The 18,917-nt window shown below is 63.3% G+C and carries 19 protein-coding genes and 2 tRNA genes; 9 read left to right on the forward strand and 12 right to left on the reverse strand.

The annotated features are described in order from the left end of the window. Positions 1 to 849: 849 nt before the first annotated feature. From HPY55_07245 to HPY55_07275, 7 genes are all read right to left on the reverse strand, one after another. On the reverse strand, positions 850 to 1,152 hold the full coding sequence (locus HPY55_07245) for a hypothetical protein (protein ID NPV70422.1): 303 nt from the start codon (positions 1,150 to 1,152) through the stop codon (positions 850 to 852). Positions 1,153 to 1,213: 61 nt separating this feature from the next. After that, entirely contained in the window at positions 1,214 to 1,414 is a 201-nt protein-coding gene (locus tag HPY55_07250; GenBank protein NPV70423.1) for a hypothetical protein, read from the reverse strand. Continuing rightward, positions 1,407 to 2,363 carry a tyrosine-type recombinase/integrase gene (locus tag HPY55_07255; protein NPV70424.1) on the reverse strand — a complete coding sequence of 319 codons (957 nt, stop codon included), beginning with the start codon at positions 2,361 to 2,363 and terminating at the stop codon, positions 1,407 to 1,409. Before HPY55_07255 ends, HPY55_07250 begins: the two co-directional genes overlap by 8 nt. 214 nt (positions 2,364 to 2,577) lie before the next feature. Beyond that, positions 2,578 to 2,652, reverse strand: a tRNA-Glu gene (locus HPY55_07260). A gap of 45 nt (positions 2,653 to 2,697) precedes the next feature. Beyond that, a tRNA-Ile gene (locus tag HPY55_07265) sits at positions 2,698 to 2,775 on the reverse strand. A 209-nt stretch (positions 2,776 to 2,984) separates the two neighbouring features. Further along, a complete protein-coding gene (locus HPY55_07270) occupies positions 2,985 to 4,886 on the reverse strand; it encodes a glutamine synthetase (GenBank protein ID NPV70425.1) in 1,902 nt (633 codons plus the stop codon). Positions 4,887 to 5,106: 220 nt separating this feature from the next. Next, complete coding sequence (locus tag HPY55_07275) at positions 5,107 to 5,925, reverse strand: 4Fe-4S binding protein (protein NPV70426.1); 819 nt, start codon at positions 5,923 to 5,925, stop codon at positions 5,107 to 5,109. A gap of 159 nt (positions 5,926 to 6,084) precedes the next feature. Between HPY55_07275 and HPY55_07280 the strand changes: the two genes are divergently transcribed. Continuing rightward, positions 6,085 to 6,507, forward strand: coding sequence for an EamA family transporter (locus HPY55_07280; GenBank protein ID NPV70427.1), 423 nt, complete (start codon positions 6,085 to 6,087; stop codon positions 6,505 to 6,507). Here HPY55_07280 and HPY55_07285 read toward each other — a convergent pair. After that, positions 6,466 to 7,197: a Crp/Fnr family transcriptional regulator gene (locus tag HPY55_07285; GenBank protein ID NPV70428.1), complete on the reverse strand. Its 732-nt coding sequence runs from the start codon at positions 7,195 to 7,197 to the stop codon at positions 6,466 to 6,468. The genes HPY55_07280 and HPY55_07285 overlap by 42 nt on opposite strands. Before the next feature lie 131 nt (positions 7,198 to 7,328). Between HPY55_07285 and HPY55_07290 the strand changes: the two genes are divergently transcribed. After that, positions 7,329 to 8,360 (forward strand): TGS domain-containing protein, encoded by a 1,032-nt coding sequence (locus tag HPY55_07290; protein ID NPV70429.1) that lies wholly within the window; start codon positions 7,329 to 7,331, stop codon positions 8,358 to 8,360. A 71-nt stretch (positions 8,361 to 8,431) separates the two neighbouring features. On the opposite strand, the gene HPY55_07295 is transcribed toward HPY55_07290, so the two are convergent. The 4 genes from HPY55_07295 to HPY55_07310 all read right to left on the reverse strand — a co-directional run bounded on the left by HPY55_07295 (position 8,432) and on the right by HPY55_07310 (position 11,039). Continuing rightward, positions 8,432 to 9,565, reverse strand: coding sequence for a DUF917 domain-containing protein (locus HPY55_07295; GenBank protein ID NPV70430.1), 1,134 nt, complete (start codon positions 9,563 to 9,565; stop codon positions 8,432 to 8,434). Positions 9,566 to 9,583: 18 nt separating this feature from the next. Beyond that, entirely contained in the window at positions 9,584 to 10,243 is a 660-nt protein-coding gene (locus HPY55_07300) for a glycerol-3-phosphate acyltransferase (protein NPV70431.1), read from the reverse strand. A 101-nt stretch (positions 10,244 to 10,344) separates the two neighbouring features. Beyond that, positions 10,345 to 10,752 carry a hypothetical protein gene (locus tag HPY55_07305; protein NPV70432.1) on the reverse strand — a complete coding sequence of 136 codons (408 nt, stop codon included), beginning with the start codon at positions 10,750 to 10,752 and terminating at the stop codon, positions 10,345 to 10,347. Next, complete coding sequence (locus HPY55_07310) at positions 10,752 to 11,039, reverse strand: hypothetical protein (protein NPV70433.1); 288 nt, start codon at positions 11,037 to 11,039, stop codon at positions 10,752 to 10,754. The genes HPY55_07305 and HPY55_07310 overlap by 1 nt, the downstream gene beginning before the upstream one ends. A 175-nt stretch (positions 11,040 to 11,214) precedes the next feature. Here HPY55_07310 and HPY55_07315 point away from each other — a divergent pair, with 175 nt between their 5' ends. From HPY55_07315 to HPY55_07345, 7 genes are all read left to right on the forward strand, one after another. Continuing rightward, positions 11,215 to 12,441 (forward strand): glycosyltransferase, encoded by a 1,227-nt coding sequence (locus tag HPY55_07315; GenBank protein ID NPV70434.1) that lies wholly within the window; start codon positions 11,215 to 11,217, stop codon positions 12,439 to 12,441. Then, positions 12,423 to 13,154: a polysaccharide deacetylase family protein gene (locus HPY55_07320; GenBank protein NPV70435.1), complete on the forward strand. Its 732-nt coding sequence runs from the start codon at positions 12,423 to 12,425 to the stop codon at positions 13,152 to 13,154. The genes HPY55_07315 and HPY55_07320 overlap by 19 nt, the downstream gene beginning before the upstream one ends. A gap of 1 nt (position 13,155) precedes the next feature. Next, entirely contained in the window at positions 13,156 to 13,764 is a 609-nt protein-coding gene (locus HPY55_07325; protein NPV70436.1) for a hypothetical protein, read from the forward strand. A gap of 156 nt (positions 13,765 to 13,920) precedes the next feature. After that, the gene (locus HPY55_07330) at positions 13,921 to 14,955 is read left to right on the forward strand and encodes an ornithine cyclodeaminase family protein (GenBank protein ID NPV70437.1); all 1,035 of its coding nucleotides are present in this window, start codon (positions 13,921 to 13,923) and stop codon (positions 14,953 to 14,955) included. 360 nt (positions 14,956 to 15,315) lie between these two features. Continuing rightward, positions 15,316 to 16,371 carry a TAXI family TRAP transporter solute-binding subunit gene (locus HPY55_07335; protein ID NPV70438.1) on the forward strand — a complete coding sequence of 352 codons (1,056 nt, stop codon included), beginning with the start codon at positions 15,316 to 15,318 and terminating at the stop codon, positions 16,369 to 16,371. Positions 16,372 to 16,432: 61 nt separating this feature from the next. After that, positions 16,433 to 16,975, forward strand: coding sequence for a DUF1850 domain-containing protein (locus HPY55_07340; protein NPV70439.1), 543 nt, complete (start codon positions 16,433 to 16,435; stop codon positions 16,973 to 16,975). 52 nt (positions 16,976 to 17,027) lie between these two features. Continuing rightward, complete coding sequence (locus HPY55_07345) at positions 17,028 to 18,905, forward strand: TRAP transporter permease (GenBank protein NPV70440.1); 1,878 nt, start codon at positions 17,028 to 17,030, stop codon at positions 18,903 to 18,905. The last annotated feature ends 12 nt before the right edge of the window (positions 18,906 to 18,917 follow it).

Consider the following 18,917-nt stretch of genomic DNA (forward strand, 5'->3'; position numbering starts at 1 on the left):
TCCTGAGAACAGGGAAGAACAGGAAACCCGCCTGAACGGTTCGCCTCGAAACCGGATAGCGGCGGCCGCACAAAGATACCGGCATATTTCACAGAAGACAGCCTCAAATGTAATTGCGGACATTAGTAAAAACGGCAGACTTGCCGAAATTACTATCCTGTAGAATGTCCCAGGACGGACGTTTCGAGGGCGGGTAAGGGTGTAGGTATCCCCCGGCCCCTGGAGGGCTTCCATCAGTATAGGGTTAAGGAAATGTTTCCTGAAGCCATAAAGGGCCAAAAAAGAACGGAAATGATTTCCCTTCTTTATGCTGAGAAGATCGGCTTAGTACGGGAGGCGGTCAAGTCTTTGGCACGCTGGCCCCTGGGTTTCAATCCACGCCCCCGCACGGGGGGCGACCGGATATCGTGCTCGAACTCAGCCGCCGCAATTGGTTTCAATCCACGCCCCCCTGCGGGGGCGAACCCTGTGGTAATGTTGCCACAGGGTGAAGCGGGCAAGACGTGCGATGTTGAGCACCTGGACAAGGGGCAAACCACTATGCCCCGGGGACGTAAAATCGCGGCAGCGTTGCTCCTTGAGACCGTAGGTAGGTCTCGCGTGAGCTGCCGCGAATTGAAGTGACTTCTTGTCTACGCCCGATTCTCACTATATGCGATTGATAGGCTGAGCAGGGGGGGGACGTGCGTTCTTGACAGAAAGTTCCCCTGAGACCGTGGGCAGGGTTTGCTTTCGTAAAATTCTCTTTTTCGCCCAACTCGTTCCCGCAAACCCATAACGAGGCAAGAGAGGAGGCGGATCGCCTGCTCGCCGACGCTGCCCGCCTCCGTGACCGCCACAGTCTTTGATTCAGGCGTCTTCAACCTTGATAGCAGGGAACGCCTCCTCGAACGGGACTTCCTTTTCGGGCAGCTGCTCGTAAAGGAGCACTGCGTCGTCCAGGGAGAGGGGTTCCAGGCGGTCCCTCTCCCCTTCCCAGCAAGTGCGATACTGGGCGAAGTAGTTCCCACTCGGGGTGCGGTAGAGGAACGTGTTCCTGCCGTGCCTCTCCCAGTTGTGCCCGTCCCAGTAGGCGTTTGAAGCAATGAGGGTCGCCGTCTCCGTGGAATACCTCTTCCGACCGATTACCGCAGTCATCTCCGCAGGTTTCATGATGCATGCCTCCGGGGACTGTGCCCCAATCTGGCGGTCCGGTCCATGCCGGCCGCCGTTCTCACCGCATTTTCGACAGGCACCCCACCGATACCAACGCCTCCCGCAGGTGGTAGTGAGCGTCATCAAGGTGCTTTGCCGCAACGTTCTTGACCGGATAGTCCTCGGGCCGGAGCCCGTTCAAGAGACCTATCGCCTGCACGATGAGCCGCAGGGCCTCGGGGTCTTGCGACCTGCGTTCTGCGTTCGCCGCTTCACACATCGCTCCTCACCTTCCTGACGCGGTTTCTCCTGGGAAGCAGCGTGTTGAGCGGGGAAGCGATGGCGTGCTGCTCGCGGAGGTCCTGCTGGGTAAGTGCGACGTAGCGTTTCGTCATGGTCATGCTTGCGTGCCCGAGGGTCTTTTGCAGTGAGAAGGCATTGCCCCCATTTCGCAAGAACATCAAGGCGAACGAGTGCCGGAGGTCGTAGGGGCGGACCTTCACTCCGGCGGCCTTGCTGTAAAGCTGGAGCCTCCTGTCCCAGGCGTTGTGAGTCATGAACCGCCCATCCTCGGTGCAGAACACCGGTATCCTTTCGTCCCAGGACGGGTGTCTCGCCGCAATGAGCTTCTTCACCGCCTCAGCAGTCACAAGGGAGATCGGCAGGGTCCTGGACACCCTGGTCTTCGCCGCCTCCCTGGGAACGGTCGCCTCCAATCCGCGGAGGTTGAAGTGGTGGATTTTGAGGCTGCAAGCCTCCTTTGGGCGGATTCCAGTGTCCAGGGCGAGCAGGAGAAGGGCGTAGTCACGCAGGCCGGTGAACGTTGCCCTGTCGGGAACGGAAAGGAGCCGTCTCAGTGCGTCCTCGCCGGCGGCCCTCGGCGTTTCGCCCTCCCTCCTACGCTTGACCCCGTGAATCGGGTCGGCGGGAAGATAGCCTTCCGAGACGCACCACGAGAAGAATGTCTTCAGCACCTGGAGCCTTTTGTTGTAAGTCGATGGGGCCAGGGAAGAGCTTTTGGCGAGGTATTCGAGCACGGCCCTGCGGAAGCACTCGTAGTCCTCGGTCCCGGCAATCCCCGCGGCCTTCAGGAATAGCCCAGTGTGGTAGCGTAGGTCCTCAAGGGTCCTCTCCGCCAGCCCCTGCGAACGCTTGAACAGGAGAAAGCCCTCCGCCACCTCTTCCCATGCCAGTGAGCGTTTCGGCGAGACCCTCACCAAACGGCCCATAAACAGAACCCCCCTCGCGGCCCTGGCGAAGGGGGCGGACGAACGATTTCCAGTTGGGGCAACGGGGAGGGTTTTGTGTTACCGCTTTTGCGGTTTTCGATAGGACGGCGTACTCAAAACCCCATTCCAAGGACACCGCTCTATCGCTTTTCGGGAGGATTTCCAGGGGCTTTCCGGCAGAGAGGTTACTGCAAAATGCCTGCTACAAATATTATGGTGGCCCCAACGGGAATCGAACCCGTGTTACCGCCTTGAAAGAGCGGTGTCTTGACCTCTTGACCATGGGGCCACTGATGTTGTTCCAACGCTGTTGACGCGCTGCTGTAACATAATATGGTGCGCCCGGGAGGACTTGAACCTCCAAACCTTGCGGTTATGAGCCGCCTGCTCTAACCGGTTGAGCTACGGGCGCACGCGCCCGGCGAACGGACGGCGCCGACGACTGCACGTCGCCGACCTGCCGCCTGAGCAGTAATCATTATACCACACAAAGCTCGGTTTGCAAGGTAGGCTGGCTATATGTTGCCTCGCTTGAGCCGCGTACCGCCTCCAGCGCAACATGACGCCGCCTGCTCACACGCGGACAGCGAGGCAGGCGGCGCCGGCTGAGAAGACCCCCTTTTACAGGAGGTTCTTCACGTACGTGACGTACGACGACCTGAGATCCTTCATCCTGGCCGCCATCTCGAGCTGCAGTTTCGAGACTTTCGGGTAATCCCGGTTCTCGGCTGCTTCCCTCAGGCGCGTGAAGAGGCACTTCCTGTCTTCGGAGTCCTTGGCGAGGTACTGCCGCAGTTCCTGTATCTTCCCCCACCTGTCCTCGTCCAGTCCGTTGGCCCCGTCGGCCGAATCGTGCGCCTTCTTGCAGGCCCTCACGACGCCCGCGTTGTCGGGGATGATCCTGTCCTTTATCTCCAGCAGCCACTGGTTGGTCATCGCGATCTTGAACGAATGTATGGTCTTCTCGTTGAACACGCCCCCGGCCATGAGCACGGCCGTCTTCTCCGGGTATTTGTCAAGGTTTTCGAGGCCTTCCCACACGTTGGCCGGCGGCTTGCCAAACAGTTCGTCGCGCTGCTCCTGCGTGAAGTGTTCGAACACGTCTTCCTCGCTGCGGTACTGCCTGGCCGCGTCGAGGTACTCGGCCGGATCGCCGGGCCTCTTGGAGAGCTCCTTGAGGAGGTCCTCAGCAGTCCTCTTGCTACGCACCGCATACCCGATGCCGTCCAGCATCGCCTGGTAGATGGCGGCGAGCGCCAGGTACTCGTTAGACCTGGGATTGGGCGACCTGACCTCAAACCTGGTGGCGAGCGGGTTATTCAAGTCACGCACAAGGCCGGCGAGGACCGAGCGGTTCCGCGACGGCACCCCGACGGAGTGGCCGATGGACGTGCATATGCAGACCGGCGCCTCAAACCCGGGCTTCAGCCTGTTGTATGCGTCGTTAGTCGAGGCGATCATTGAGCCGACGACCTCATAGTTCTTGAGGAGGCCCATGACAGCGCCGAGGCCGATCGGATTGAGGAAGTCGGCGAGCGGGTCTACGGGCCAGAACAGGTTCTTAATGCTGCCATCTTTCATCCTGGCCGAGATTCCAGCGTGGGTGTGCATCCCGTTGCCGGCCACGCCCTCCATGGGCTTGGCCTTGAAGGTCACGTCCAGTCCGTGGTGCCTGAACGTCTCCTTGATCACGTTCCTCGCGAGGATCACGTTGTCGGCAGCCTGGAGCGCGGGGGCATACGACCAGTCGATTTCCATCTGCTCCATGACGTGCGCGAACTGGCCGCTCGGGTCCACCTCGGACTGGATCCCGCCTACTTCCTTGTGGCCCATTTCAGGCTTCAGCCCGTACCTCTCGAGCATCATGATGGACTCCTCGAGGGCGGTCCTCACGGCGCCCTTGGTCCTCTTCCAGTAAGACTCCTGGAGCACTTGCGAGGTGTAGAGCTCTTCAATGTCGGCCTTCTCGCCCGGGGTCTTCACCCAGAACTCCAGCTCGGTGCCCGCCGTGGCGACGATGTGGACGATGTCTGTGCCCTTGAATCCGAACGCCATGGCGCCGTCCTTGCGTTCCTTCAGGATCGCTATGATTTCATCGTTCAGTCTCTTCAGGGCGCGCGCGAGGACAGAGCGCGAGTCAACCGCCTCGCCCGCGTGAATCAGAAACGACGGAATGCGGAGCGTCCCCACGGGCCTGCCGGTAGCCAGGTGAATGTGCTCCCAGTTGTAGTCGACTATCCAATTGCAGCCAGGGTCCGCGATAAGATCTACCTTCGCGTCGTTCAGAGTGGCGATCCCTGGAAGCACGACGCTCGAACCGTCTGTCTGGACACCACCGGCGAGGATCTGATCAACGTCACCGAGGAACGTGGAGACGGGGATCCTCTCGTCGGTGTCGTTCCCCCTGAGGTCCACGCCTACCATCGATACGAACAGTATCTCGGGGTGGTCTGCCAGGACCTTCTTGAGGCCGGCGGCGTTCTTGGCCTCTTCCGGCATGACGTATAGCAGCTCTCCATACAGGCTAGGGTTGATCTGGACATCCATCGTGGGGACAACCCCGTGTTTAGGCATTCACTCACACCTCCACCCAGGTATGTCCATATTATCACTTAGGGACAGCCTACTAGTAAAGGGCATGTGTCAGGTTTTCTAACATTGCAATAACAAGAACGGCGGCGCCGATTACGCCGCCGCCAGCAGGTTGTCAGCTTTCCTGTGGCCCTGCCCTGGGCGGCCCACCTCAACCTGCCATGGGGTTCACGATCTCTTCCCTCTCGATCGCGCCTTCCGCGCCCACGGTCACGTCGAGGACCGGTACGGCCACGCCTGACCTCCGGACGGCCCCGGTAACAATGCGCGAGAGGCCGAAGCAGCACGGCACCTCCATGTGCACCACTGTGAGCGCACGCGGTACGGCCCTGGCTATTATCTCAGCCAGTTTGGCCACGTACGCTTCCGCGTCATCCAGTTTCGGGCAGCCTACCAGCACGGCGCGTCCCTTCAGGAACCTGCGGTGGAAGCCGGGGAACGCAAACGGCACGCAGTCGGCGGCCACGAGGATGTCGGCCCCCTTCAGGTACGGCGCCCCGGGCGGGACCAGCGCCAGCTGCACCGGCCACTGCCGGAGTTCGGATACCTCCGGCGCCCCTGAGCCCCCACCGGTGGAGCGGTTCGCGTCGCCGGTGGTGCGCTCGATTACGCGAACGCTGGTGCCGGGACAGCCGCAAGGTAGTTCTGCGCCGGCCTGCGCTGCACTGCCGGGGCAGGATGCCTGACCCCCCGGCGAACGACCGCCGGTTACCTGGGTGCCCGGCCCGCGGGTGGCGGTGTGAAGTTCGTCAACGGCCTTCCCATCGAACTCCTCGGCCTCCCGCTCCTCGATCGTGATCGCCCCGCGAGGGCATTCGCCCAGGCATGCCCCGAGACCGTCACAGTACCTGTCACCCACGAGCCTCGCCTTGCCGTCGATTATCCGTAGGGCGCCCTCCGCACAGGAGGGCTCGCACAGCCCACAACCGTCGCACTTCTCCTCGTCGATCCTGACTATCTTGCGCTTCATGGCTCTCCCTCCCAGCCCGTTGTACTTGTTATGGTCCGTCTCTCCAGTTACAGAATACCGCCTGGCGATACCGGTGTCTTTGACGTATGTCAAGTCGTGGACTGTCTTGAAACCTGCGGGAAGATGCTCTATGGTGGAAGCGGGAAGGGGAGATTTCCTATGACCTGGTTCACATTCGCCCTCGCCACGGCGTTCTTCTGGGGTACGGCCCCTATCCTGGCGAAACTGGGACTGGCGCGGGTCGAGCCGCTGACTGCGCTGAGCATCCGGACGTTCGGGGTCGCGGTCGCGCTGGCGGCAATCAACCTCCTGGGGGGCACACTGCCCAAAATCCGCGCGGTGGAGCCAAGGGCGTGGGCGTTCCTGCTGGCTGAGGGGGCCATGGCCTCGCTGCTGGGTCATTACGCGTACTTCTACGCCCTGAAATTCGGGAAGGCCTCGAGCGTGGTGCCCGTGACCGCAGCGTATCCGCTGGTCGCGGCGCTCGTTGGTTGGATGGTGTTGCACGAACACCTGAGCCCGGGCAAGATAGCGGGCGGGCTACTTGTCGCGCTGGGGGTAATCCTTATCAAGCAGTTTTGATACCTCAACCTTGAAGCCCGCGGCCAGTCTCTCGAGATTTCCCCTGTCGAGCACTCGCACGCGGTCCCTGTTCACAGCGATGATCCCGTCTTGCCTCATCCGCGCCAGGGTCCTCGACAGCGTCTCGGCGACCGTGCCGAGGCTGCTGGCAAGGTCGGACTTGGGCATGTCCAGCACGAACTCGGCCGGTCGGGCCGGTCCGGCGAGCGACAGGAAGTACCTCGCCAGCCTCGCCGACACCTCGCGGAGCGAGAGGTCCTCGATCACGTCGGCGAACCACCTGAGCCGCTCGGACAGCGTGGCCACCATGTTCAGGGCGATCTCGGGCCGGTCCTGGATAAGCCGGAGGAACTCCTTCCTCGGAACGAACAACGCGGTGGATTCCACCAGCGTTTCAGCGTTGGCGGGGAACCTCCCGCCGGTGAACACCGCCACCTCGCCCACCGGCTCCGCCCTACCGAAAACGCGGAGGATGTGCTCCTTTCCGTCGCCCGACATCTTGAACACCTTCACTTTCCCGGACGCCACGACGTAGAAACCCTTCGCCTCGTCGCCTTCCGAGAAGATGGTTTCGCCCGCCGGATACGAAGTGGGCCTGGTGACTGACGCCAGCCGGCTCAGATCCGGATCGTCGAGCCCGGAGAAGAGAGGCGCCTGTTTAAGGCATGCCGCTATCTGTTCGGTATTCACATTTCTCGCCACCACGTTTTTCTCGCCACCACGCTCGCCACCCGCGCACGCACGCACACAGGTTGCTTGCCGCGCGGTTTGTGCGGAGGGTTCTCCTTAGTGTACTATTCTATATATGAGAGGTGATGCCGGTGCCGGCCAACCTGACCCCGGACTACATGGCGGCGGAAGAACGTTTCCGCGCAGCCACAACGCCCGAGGAGAAGCTCGAGGCGCTCGAGGAGATGCTGGCCACGATCCCCAAGCACAAGGGGACCGAGAAGATGCAAGCCGACATCAAACGGCGCATCGCCAGGATTCGAGACGAAAGCCAGCGCCGGTCGGGCTCCAGGAAGCGCCCGTTCTACATACTCGACAGGCAGGGCGCGGGCCAGGTTGTCCTCACGGGGCCGCCCAACAGCGGCAAGTCACAGATCCTCGCGTCGCTCAGCAACGCCCAGCCGGACGTGGCTCCGTACCCATTCACGACCAGGGCGCCGCTGGCCGGCATGGTGCAGTACGAGAACGTACAGGTCCAGCTAATCGACCTTCCGCCTCTCGCGCCCGAGGGTTCTCCACCGTGGCTCGGGCAGGTCATCCGTTCGGCCGACGCCGTCCTCCTCGTGCTCGACGTCGGGGACGACGACGTCCTCGACCATCTCGAAACCACGCTGGTCTTGCTCGAGAGATCCCGCATCACACTCTGCGTCGACCCCGGCCAGGGTGGCCAGGGCGGCGCTACACTCGCGGCGGGCGGCTCCGGGTTGACCGGTCCCACGATTGCCCGCAAGCGCGCCATACTCGTGGCCAACAAGCTCGATGCGCCCGGAGCGGCCGACCGGCTGGAGCTGCTCATGGAGGCGACCGGCTCAACGTGCCCGATACCGGTACAACCTGTCTCCGCGCTCATGGGTACGGGCCTTGAGACGCTGAGAAAGCACCTCTTCGATCTCCTCGACGTGATCCGCGTGTATACGAAGGCCCCCGGAAAGACGGCCGACTTCTCCGCCCCGTTCGTGCTGAAGAGGGGCACCACGGTCGTGGGAGCGGCGGCCGCCGTCCACAAAGACATCGCCAGGAACCTGAAGTATGCCCGCGTGTGGGGCAAGCGCACGTTCGAGGGCCAGATGGTCCAGCGCGACTACGTCCTGGAAGAGGGCGACGTCATCGAGTTCCATACCTGACCCACGGCCGCAGCCACGCCGGCGCGCCCGCCGGCTCACATCCGCAGTGCCGCCCTCCGGCGCCTCTCGCCTCATACACCGATGAGATTCTCCACAGGGATGTACTTCTCTCCCAGGCCGAAGTGCGCGGGTCCGAGCACTGCAAGCGCCGCCTCCGTCCTGAACGCCTGGTTCGGCGAGGCCACGACGCCCACGCGCTGGCCTTCCTTCAAGGTTGAATTGTTGGTCGGCAGGCCGTCTTCGTACAGGATCGTAATGATGTCAGGGCTCGTGGCGAGCAGCCTGTCGTCGACCCAGAGGCCGTGGTTCTCGTTCTTGTACCACACCCTGCAGCGCTTGCCGATGTAACGACCGGTCCCCTCGATGTGGGTTTCCCCGTACATGTAGCCATCCCGGCTCTCCCAGGTCATCGACTTGACGACCCCGGCGAAAACCGCCCAGCCGCCCAGGAATGAAGCGGCCGCTTCCACCGGGTCCTTGCCGGCGTTCCGCGCCTCACGGATAGACTTCCCCAACCGCCCTGCGCGCGTAAACGTGCCAGGTGCAAGGCTCTTCCTGGAGTCGGCCTTCGTGAGCAGCACCCCGGCGTGGCCGCACAGCGTAGTGCTCTCAGGCGCCTTGGTGACGGTGCTGACCATCTTGCCCAGCGCCTCGGCGCCTTCGACCGTGGGGCTGTCCACTATGTATACCTTGTTCCCCCACTGGTCGCACACGGCGATGGGAACAAGGCGCGCGCCGTCAATCGCCGGTTTTATCTGCACGATCTCTGGTACAGCCCTTCCGGCGTAATCACCGTCAACGCAGGTCACGCCGAGCCTTGCCGCGGCGTCAACGACGGCGGTGCTGTTCGACCCACCCATTTCGAGCGCCACCACCCCGTCGATTTTCGTCCCGGTGAGCTCCTCGAGCATTCTGGCCGCCTGCACGAGCGGGGTCGGAAACACCTTGTCCCTGAACTTGAGGAACTCGCCCGCCCGCGACTTACCGACCGGCGCGATCGACCCCATGTACCAGATGCACGCCGTGTGGCTGTCCTCGGGAAGAGAGTCCACGTCATCCCATCCCAGGGTGAGGCCGTCGTCCAGGGACTTCCTCAATATCGACAACCCGAGTTCGGGCCGCCCGCCGCCGCCGGTGCCGAGGATGCTCACGCCGTAGACGAAGTCCTCGACGTCTTCCCACGTCCTGAGCTGTACTCTGGCCAAATCTATTCCCTCCTGAATTTAACCGCGCGTTTGCCTTGTGCGCCACCACGGTTTGCAATCCGGAGCGAACTTCGCCGTGACCAGCGCCGCCACGGCCGCTGCGTACACGGTGGGGGTCCATCCCGCGACCGGACCGCTGGATACCGCAAGACCCAGCACTGCACGCACCGCCGGGAACGCCATCATTGCAGCCAGTAACCAGTATCCGCCGACAGTGCCCGAGTATACGTCCCACGCTGCCAGGGACGCGCCCCCAACCAGCGCGGCCAGCACGGTGAGCGCCGGCAGCGACATGGATAAATACGCCCCGGCGCTGGTGGCAATACCCTTCCCACCTCGCCACCGGCCGAACAGCGGCCAGTTGTGCCCCGCGACGGCCATGACTCCCGCCAGGTATTGTCCGGAGGGCGCCGCTGCCACCGGCGTCTCCACGAGCGTGGTCCAAAACCACGCTCCCAGCCTCACAGCCAGGTATCCCTTAAGGACGTCGGCCGCGGCGGTCAGCACACCCGCGACAACGCCCACATTGCGCAGGACGTTCATGGCCCCCGGGTTACCGCTGCCCACCGAGCGGGGGTCGGATCGTCCAACTACGGCGGAGACGATGAGCGCCGAAGGGACCGATCCGATTGCGTATCCGGTAACCGCGACCAGTAGAGCCCCGGCAACTCCGTCCACGGTTACTCCTCCGAGCTTTGCCGTTTCCGAACCAGCCTCTCCAGCGAACGCTGTTCCCGCGGGAAAAGGGAGAGCCAGAGGGACTCGACCCCGGACTCTCCCTACTTCGCGACTGCCTGGCCTTCACCCCGTGTTGCGCCCTGTTTCGATCGCCCCGAGAACGGCTTGAGTATCGACTGCGCCAGGTTCAACCCCATCACGATACTCGAGACCATACTCGACAACCTGCTGCGGCCAGACAGCCTCCCCAGGATCGACGCGAACGCCATCTTCTCAACCACCTGCGCGCCGGTGTGGATCATCCCGCGCGCTTCCGAGGCGACCCCGCGGAATTCCCTGAGGGTCGACAGCACCTCGTCTTCCGCCCGCGCCGCCAGGGTCGAGAGTCGGGCTTCCATTCGCTGGATCGACTGCCTCATTCCCGACAGCATCACAAGGATCAGGATGAGGGTCAGCGTGTTCAAGGCGATGCAGATCGCAGCCATCAGCACCATTGAATCCGCGGACATCAGCCTACACCCGGAGATTCCCTCTCTACCTGGTCAAGGGCGTCGCAGACTTCCTTGGTCATTGGCAGGCGCTCCCTGAGCCTGGTGAATATCTCCCTGGTCTTGCCGCGGACTGCCTCGGTCACCTCATCCTTGCGTTCCCTGATGTCACCCGCGAGTTCCTTGCCCTTCTTCACTATGCTCTCACGGGTCTCCTGGCCCGACGCCGGCGCGAAAAGCACTCCGGCGGCGAAGCCGATGATGCCGCCAAGCAACATCCCTACGAGGAAATCCCCTCTGTCGTCCATGGTCTCCCTCCTCTTTTGGTTATTAGTGGCCCTGCACTATCATTTCACCCCGATTACGGCAAATCCTACCGCCCACAAGGTCAAGCACTCCTTTACTACTACCCGACGCGCAGTTCATATACCTCTGGTAGGCTGATTAGTAGTAACCGACTCCGGAGGTGACTCTTTCATCACTATGCATACCTGCGACGTCCTCATTCTCTCGGCCAGCTACGGCGCCGGTCATAACCAGGTCTCCGCGGCCCTGAAGACTGCGCTGACCGGCCGGAGACCGGAGCTCAGGGTCGAGATACGGGATTTCATGGACATAACGCTCCCACGCGCCAATCGCATAACGCAGGTAGGTTACGTCCAGATGGTCCGGCGGTTTCCTGCAGGTTACAGGTGGTTTTACGAATCGACCAGCTCCATCCACCCCGGTTCAGGCGCGCAGATGATACTCAACAGGCTCGGGCGTGACCGATTCCTCGGATTCATCCGGAGGACCTCGCCCGGGCTTATCGTGTGCACGTTCCCCATCCCCGCGGGGATGCTATCCTCGCTGAGGCTACAGGGAGTGCATCTCCCGCCGTGGGTGACGGTTGTCACCGACGTTGTCGTGCACAGCCAGTGGCTCAACCCGGGCACCGAGGCATACGTCGTCCCCGACGAGTCACTCGTCGCGGCCCTGGCGGCCCGCGGAATCCCCGCGCACCGCATACACCCGTTCGGGATCCCATTGAGGCCCGGGTTCGCCGGCCTGCCCGGGTGGCGTGGAGATTCCCAGGCAGGCGATGACGCTCCTCCGGAACAGCCCCGCTTCACCGCGCTCGTCATGGGTGGCGCCCTGGGCGTGCTTGACGCAGCCCCATCCATATGCGATGCCCTGCTCGACCTCGGGTCCGACATCAAGGTCATCGCCGTGGCGGGACGCAACCAGATTTTGCGGAGGCGTCTCGCGCACCTGAGCGAACGATCTCGCGGGGCGCTGGAGGTACACGGATACGTGGAGAACGTCCCCGACCTGATGAGGTCCTCGCACGTGCTCATATCGAAAGCGGGCGGCGTCACTGTGTACGAGGCGCTCGCAATGGGGCTCCCGATGCTGATATTCCGCCCGATACCCGGGCAGGAAGAGGGGAACACCCGGTTCCTCTCGAGGACCGGCGCAGGTCAGGCGTTCACGCGGATAAGCGACCTCGTCCATGCCGTGCGTGGACTCATGGTGAATCCGGCGCGCCGCCAATCGATGCGCGCCGCCGCCCTGGCCTACGGCAGGCCGCACGCCGCCGAACGCACCGCCGAGTTGCTGCTCAGCCTGGTGAAGGACGGTGGCGCGCGATCCACGAGGCCGGCTGCGGCGTCCTCCTCGTATGCTGCGTTGGACGCCCCTGGTGAAGCGCGATGGAACCAGTCACTGTAGAAGCGCAGGCCGCGCTGGTAGCTGCGATGGCGGCCACGACCGTAGCGTACGCCGCCTACACAGTCGCGGCCGACGCGTGGGGGCGGCGCGGCGCTACCGGCGTAGTGCGCTGCGGACCCGCGGTCCCGAAGGTGGCGATCACATTCGACGACGGCCCGAGCCCGCACTACACGCCCGCGCTCCTCGAGTTGCTCGACCAAACCGGAGCCAAAGCCTCGTTCTTCCTCACCGGTCGCGCCGCCGCTGCACATCCCTCGATCGTGCGACGGATCGCCGCCTCCGGCCACACCGTTGGCGTGCACACGTGGCGCCACAGACACGCGTGGCTGACCGCCCCCTGGGAGGTAGGCCGTGACCTGACGCGTTGCGCGGCTGTCGTCGGAAGCCTTACCGGGCAGGTACCCCGCTGGTTCAGGCCGCCGTGGGGTACGTTCAACCTGGCGACGCTGACCTGCCCAGGCCGGCTGGGACAGCGTATCGTGTTGTGGTCGGTGAACTCCGAAGACTGGCGGTATGACGCGACACCCGGCCATATTTGCGAGCAGGTCGGCGCCGGCCTTGGACAGGGGGCCATCGTGCTCATGCATGACGGCTGCCCCAGGCCCGGGGCAGGTGACCGCATGCTTGCGGCGCTCCCGAGGGTAATCGAACAGTGTTCACGGGCTGGTCTGCAGCCTGTCACCCTGGACGAGATGTTCGAGGGGGAAGCCTGACGTGACGCGCCTGTCCGCCGTAATCGTGCAACTCGTTGACGCCCTCTTCACACTCGTCAGCCGCTGCCGGCTCGTGGACCCGTCGGGCGCGGGGCTGCTACTCGTGAGCTATCACTCGTACAATGGGCCTTCGTTCGTGATCCCCGACGGCACGGCAGTCGCGCGCGGGGCGCTCGTCGGCGAGTTGCACCTGGCCAGCCGCCGGATCGCGCGCTCTGCGACGGCCGGGCTCCGGTCGGAGTGGGACCTTCTCCTCACGCTGCGCCGGGAGATCTGCGTCCTCGCCGGCCGCGCCGCGGCGGGGGACCCCTTACACCCCCCGGTTGTCGCGTTTTACGGAGTGACCACGCTGGGTGCGGGAGCGCAAAGGCTTGGTTTCCACTGCAGGCCAGTGCCCGCGAGCATGCGCAGCACGCTGATACGCTGGTGGGAGACCAGGCTCGCCCGCGCGTATGCCGCGCCGTTTGCCCGTCCGCGGCGGGGACGCCCTCTCACAGAAGTCTGGCTCTCCGCGCGGGCTCTGGTGGGCCTGGCCGTAAGCCGGAGCGGCGCTCAGAAGACGAGCCCCGAGAACATGCCGAACGCCACTCCTATAAGCCTGTTGCATTGAGGTCCTGGGCACGTATCTTGCTAAGTCTCAGGTCAGGAACGTACAACACTGGGAAGCCGCCCGCAGCCCGCTACGGCGTGCCCGGCGCTGTCACTCGCAGAGATGGCACGTGCTCCGCGTGCGGGCTTGAAGTGGCGTCCGCCGGAGGAATGGTGAATGAAACCCGCAGAGGTACTGTTTCTATCGCAGGAGGACGTGATCGCCTCAGGGGCGCTGGACATGGGGCTGGCTATCCCCACGATGGAAGAGGTCTTCAGGCTACACCACGCGCGGGACTACGTCTTGCCACCCAAATGTGTTCTACGCTGGGGCGGGCACGAGAGCGAGATATCGCGCGGGCGCATAAACGCAATGCCTGGATGGATAGGCGGCGGCATCGCAGCGGTAGGCATCAAGTGGATAGCCAGCTCTCCAACGAACCCGTTCAAGCATCGCCTTCCCAGAGCTTCAGCCGTCATAGCCCTCAATGATCCGGAGACCCTGGTGCCCATCGCGATCATGGATGGCACGGTCATCAGCGCGTCGCGGACGGGCGCGAACACGGGCGTGGCCGCGAAATACCTGGCAAAGCCAGGATCAAGGGCACTCGGCTTGATAGGAGCTGGCGTGCAGAACAGGACGCAGCTCCTTGCTCTCAAACACGTGCTATGCTCCCTCAGGGATATCCGCGTCTACGATGTCGACCCGGCCAGGGCGTGGGCATTTGCCCGGGAAATGGGACCGGGGATCGAGGAGGAGATACGGGTTGTGCAGTCCGCTGGCGAGGCGGTGGCCGGAGCCGACGTGTGGGTGACGGCCACCGTTACGCACGAGCCGGTAATCAAGGCGGACTGGTTGGAACCCGGGGTGTTCTATTCCCACGTAGGTAGCCATGAGTGCGAGTTCGCCGCCATTACGAGGTTTGACAAGCGCGTTGTCGATGATTGGGGGGAGATAAAGCACAGGGGTGTGGAAAGCCTGGCCATCATGTATCACGACGGCGTAATAGGCGACGACGCTATCCATGCCGAGCTGGGGCAAATCGTATCGGGAGAAAAGCCGGGAAGGGAGAGCCCCGGCGAGACCATATACTTCAACACCGTGGGCATGGGAATAGAAGACATCGCCCTGGCCGATGCCGTTTATAAGCGCGCGTTGCAGATGGGGCTCGGGCAGAAGCTCAGGCTGTGGGAGAAGCCTTTCGCACTGTAGTAGTCGCCTTCGACCTCTCCACAAGCGTTCGAAAGAACGGCACAGTTTGCCGGACCGGCACATTGTGCCGTTCTGTGCGTGAGTACAGGGGAAATGCCACGTTACGCTGCGCTTGTCCCGTCCCGGCTGCGGGACGGCCCCCTGGCGGTTCTCAGTGCGCCGGCACTACATGCCGGTGCGAGCAGTGGCCCCGTCGGGCCGTGTCCCCCCCGAAAGCGCCGCGCAACGCTGTGGATAGCCTGGCCAAACCGGCCATCCCGGCGCCGACGACCCCGCAGCCCGCCCTGCCTGCTCATGGCACGTTTCTTGCTCAGGTCCTCGGAAAGCAGCACTACAACCATCGGTTCAGGAGGGGTCAAAGTGAAGCGCGTGAGAATCGGCATGAAGCGCCTGAGAAAGGTGGCCTGCACGCTCGCCGTGTTCGTTCTGGCAGTAGCCGTGCTGGCCGGCTGCACGACGGGAGGCTCCACGGGTGGTGGCGCGGCGAAGCCCCCCGCCGGCGGGGAGCAGCCCAAGCCCGCGCCGGAGGCAGGGAAGAAGAAGCTGTCCATGGCCACCGGCGGCGTAACCGGAACGTACTACCCGATCGGCGCCGCCATCGCCAAAGTCATCTCCACCAAGGTCCCCGGTTTGGAAGTCACAGCGGAAGCGACTGGCGCCTCGGTCGCGAACCTCAAGATGATGAGGTCCGGTGACGTGGACCTGATTCTGTCGGCCTCCAACACGGCGTTCGGCGCGTTCAAGGGCGAGAAGCCCTTCGATGACGGAGCAGTCAAGAACATGCGCGCGATCATGGCGCTGTACCCTGAGGTTTTCCAGTTCGTCACCAGGAAAGACTCGGGTATCAAGTCTATCGCTGACCTCAAGGGCAAGAAGATCGTCGTCGGCGCGCCCGGCAGTGGCACCGAGCGAACCGCGCAGATGATCCTGGCGGCCTACGGGCTCAGCTATAACGATATCAAGCCCGAGTTCCTCAGCTTCGGAGAGGGCATAACCGCGATGAAAGACAAACTCGCCGACGTTGTGGTCATCGGGGCCGGCATCCCGACGTCTGCCGTAGTGGACGCGTCGAGCTCACTCCCGATCAACCTGATCGAACTCGACCAGGCGAAGCTGGCCGATCTGTTCAAGAAGGAAGTGTACCTGACGGGAGTGACGATACCGGCGGGCACCTACAAGGGCATTGACAGGGACGTCTTCTCCGCCGCGAGCCCCGCGCTCCTGCTGGTCCGCGAGAACATGGATGAGGAAACGGTTTACAGGATCACGAAGGCCATCTTCGAGAACATCCAGGCAATCGCCGAGGCCCACGTCCAGGGCAAGACCATAACCCTGGAGAACGCCGTCAAGGGCGTCTCGATCGAGTTCCACCCGGGGGCGAGGAAGTATCTGCAAGAAAAGGGCGTGCTCAAGTAGGCAACTCCATCGAGAAGGAGCGGCGCCGGCTCCGGGACACCGGCCGGCGCCGGCCCGGCGAATGCGGACCTGCGTGCTGGCGCTGGTAGTGATGCTCGTCCTGGCCGCCTGCCTGTTTCTGTGCTGGCGTACGCCGTTTCTCTGCGTGGTGAACGCCGGTTCCGGCGAGACGCTGTTTCAGGGACCCGTGACCCCCGGGTATAAGCTATCCACCCACATCATTCATTCGGTCCAACTGACTCCCGTCACGGAGTATTTCGAGGTCGATCCGGACGGGTGGATCGTGGCGACCGGTATGGACCACGCCGACCTTGGATGGGGGTTGCCGTCAACGGTGGAAGGGAGCGTGGAGATACGTGGCGGTACAGTACGGGTTCGCGGCCAGGTGGTGCGCCTCCGCGAACTCCGGTTCAGGGTCAGCTACATCAACCGGCCCAGGCTGATCCTCGTAACCGACCGGCGATACATCCTGCTGGCGAATCTCGTTCCCGACGGGGCGGCTGTGATCGTCCGCGTCGAGAACAGGCCTCGCTACGCACGCTATTTTGGAGGTGCGAACGGTGTTACGATTCCTGCGGAAGACGGAGCCCCGTCAGGGAGATGAGCGTCACCGCGAGCAAACAGCGGAAGAGCGGCTCAAGCGGATGGGAGAAGTCATGGAGAAGGAGCGCGCGCTCAACGGACCGGCGGCAAGGCTCGCGGCGCTGGTAGCCATCGCGTTTTCCCTGTACCAGCTATCCTCGGTTGCCTACAAGATGCTTCCGGCCATGCAGCATCGCGCCATCCACGTCTCGTTTGCGCTGGCGCTGGCCTTCCTGCTCTATCCCGCCTCGAAGAAGACGCGCGGGTTCATCAGCCCGGCGGACGTGGTGTTCGCGCTGCTGGGTGTGGCAGTGGGCGCCTACATTGTCGTGGACTACCACAATATCATCTACCGTATAGGCGCGCCGACCACGATGGACGTCGTAATGGGCGCCATCGCCATCGCGGTCATGATGGAAGCCTGTCGTCGCAGCATGGGACCGGCGCTGGTATTAGTCGCGGGGGTGTTCATGGCATATGCGCTGTTCGGGCACTTCCTGCCGGGACCGCTCTCGCACAAGGCCTACAGTCTCTCGCGGGTCATCGAGCATATGTACCTCACCTCGGAGGGCATCTACGGGGTGGCTATATATGTGACGGCCACGTTTGTGTTCACGTTTTTCCTGTTCGGCTCTTTCCTCAACCAGTCCGGCGGGGCCAGGGCGTTTATCGACATTGCTTTCGCGATCGCGGGGCGGTTTCGGGGAGGCCCGGCGAAAGCCGCGGTGGTCGCCAGCGGCCTGATGGGCATGATTTCGGGGAGCTCGTTCGCCAACGTCGTGGGCACGGGCACGTTTACGATCCCCCTGATGAAAAAAGTCGGCTACCGGCCGGAATTCGCGGGCGGTGTGGAGGCGGCGGCGTCGTCCGGCGGGCAGATCATGCCCCCCGTCATGGGGGCGGCCGCGTTCATAATGGCCGAGATGACGGGGATAAAGTACAAGGATATCGTGATCTACGCGGCGATTCCGGCCATCCTGTACTACCTCGCGGTCTTCATGATGGTCGATCTCGAGGCAGCGCGCACCAACCTCAGGGGACTAAAGCCGCACGAAATGCCAGATCTGCGACAGGCTTTGAGCAGGGGTTTTCTCCTCCTGGTTCCGCCGGCAGGCATAGTCTACTTCCTCATGGCGGGATACACCGAGATCAAGGCTTCGTACTACGCGATAATACTGGTGATTCTCGTCAGCATGCTTCGCAGGGACACGAGGCTCGACTGGAAGAAGGCGCTGGCCGCCCTCGAGAGCGCCGCGAAAGGCGCCGTAAGCCTCGTCGCGGCCTGTGCCGTTGCGGGCCTCATAGTGGGCACAGTCACCCTGACCGGCCTCGGGCTCAAGTTCGCCGATCTGGTTGTGGCCGTATCGGGGAACAACCTCTATCTCGCTCTATTCATGACCATGGTGGCCTCCATCGTGATGGGAATGGGCATGCCGACGGCCGCGCTGTACATCATCCTCGCCGCCATGGTGGCGCCCGCCCTCGAAAGGCTCGGAGTGCCGGTCGTCGCGGCGCACCTGTTCATCTTCTACTACGGCTGCTTTGCGGCGGTCACGCCACCGGTGGCGCTCAGCTCCTACGTGGCGGCCGCCATAGCCAGGGCTGACCCGTTCAGGACGGCGTTCGCCGGGTGGAAGCTCGCGTCGAGTGCCTTCATAATGCCCTTCATTTTTGCCGTATATCCTGAGATGCTCCTGCTGAATGGCTGGACCGCCAACACGATGTTGGTCCTTGGCCTCACAGTCCTCGCGGTTGTCGCGGCGTCGGCAGGGCTGGAGGGGTATCTGCTGCTGCCAATGACCATACCGGAGCGTGCGGCGATCCTCGGGGCGGCGCTGGTGCTCATGCGGCCCAGCCTTCTGACCGGCCTCGTGGGGGTGTTGGTGTCCGCGGGCGTGGTCGCCTGGCAGGTGAGGCGCGCCAGGCGGCAGTCGCAACCGGCGTGCCTGTAGGCAGGGCGCTCG

This window comes from Bacillota bacterium (assembly GCA_013178305.1).
Classification (GTDB): domain Bacteria; phylum Bacillota; class Sulfobacillia; order JABLXB01; family JABLXB01; genus JABLXB01.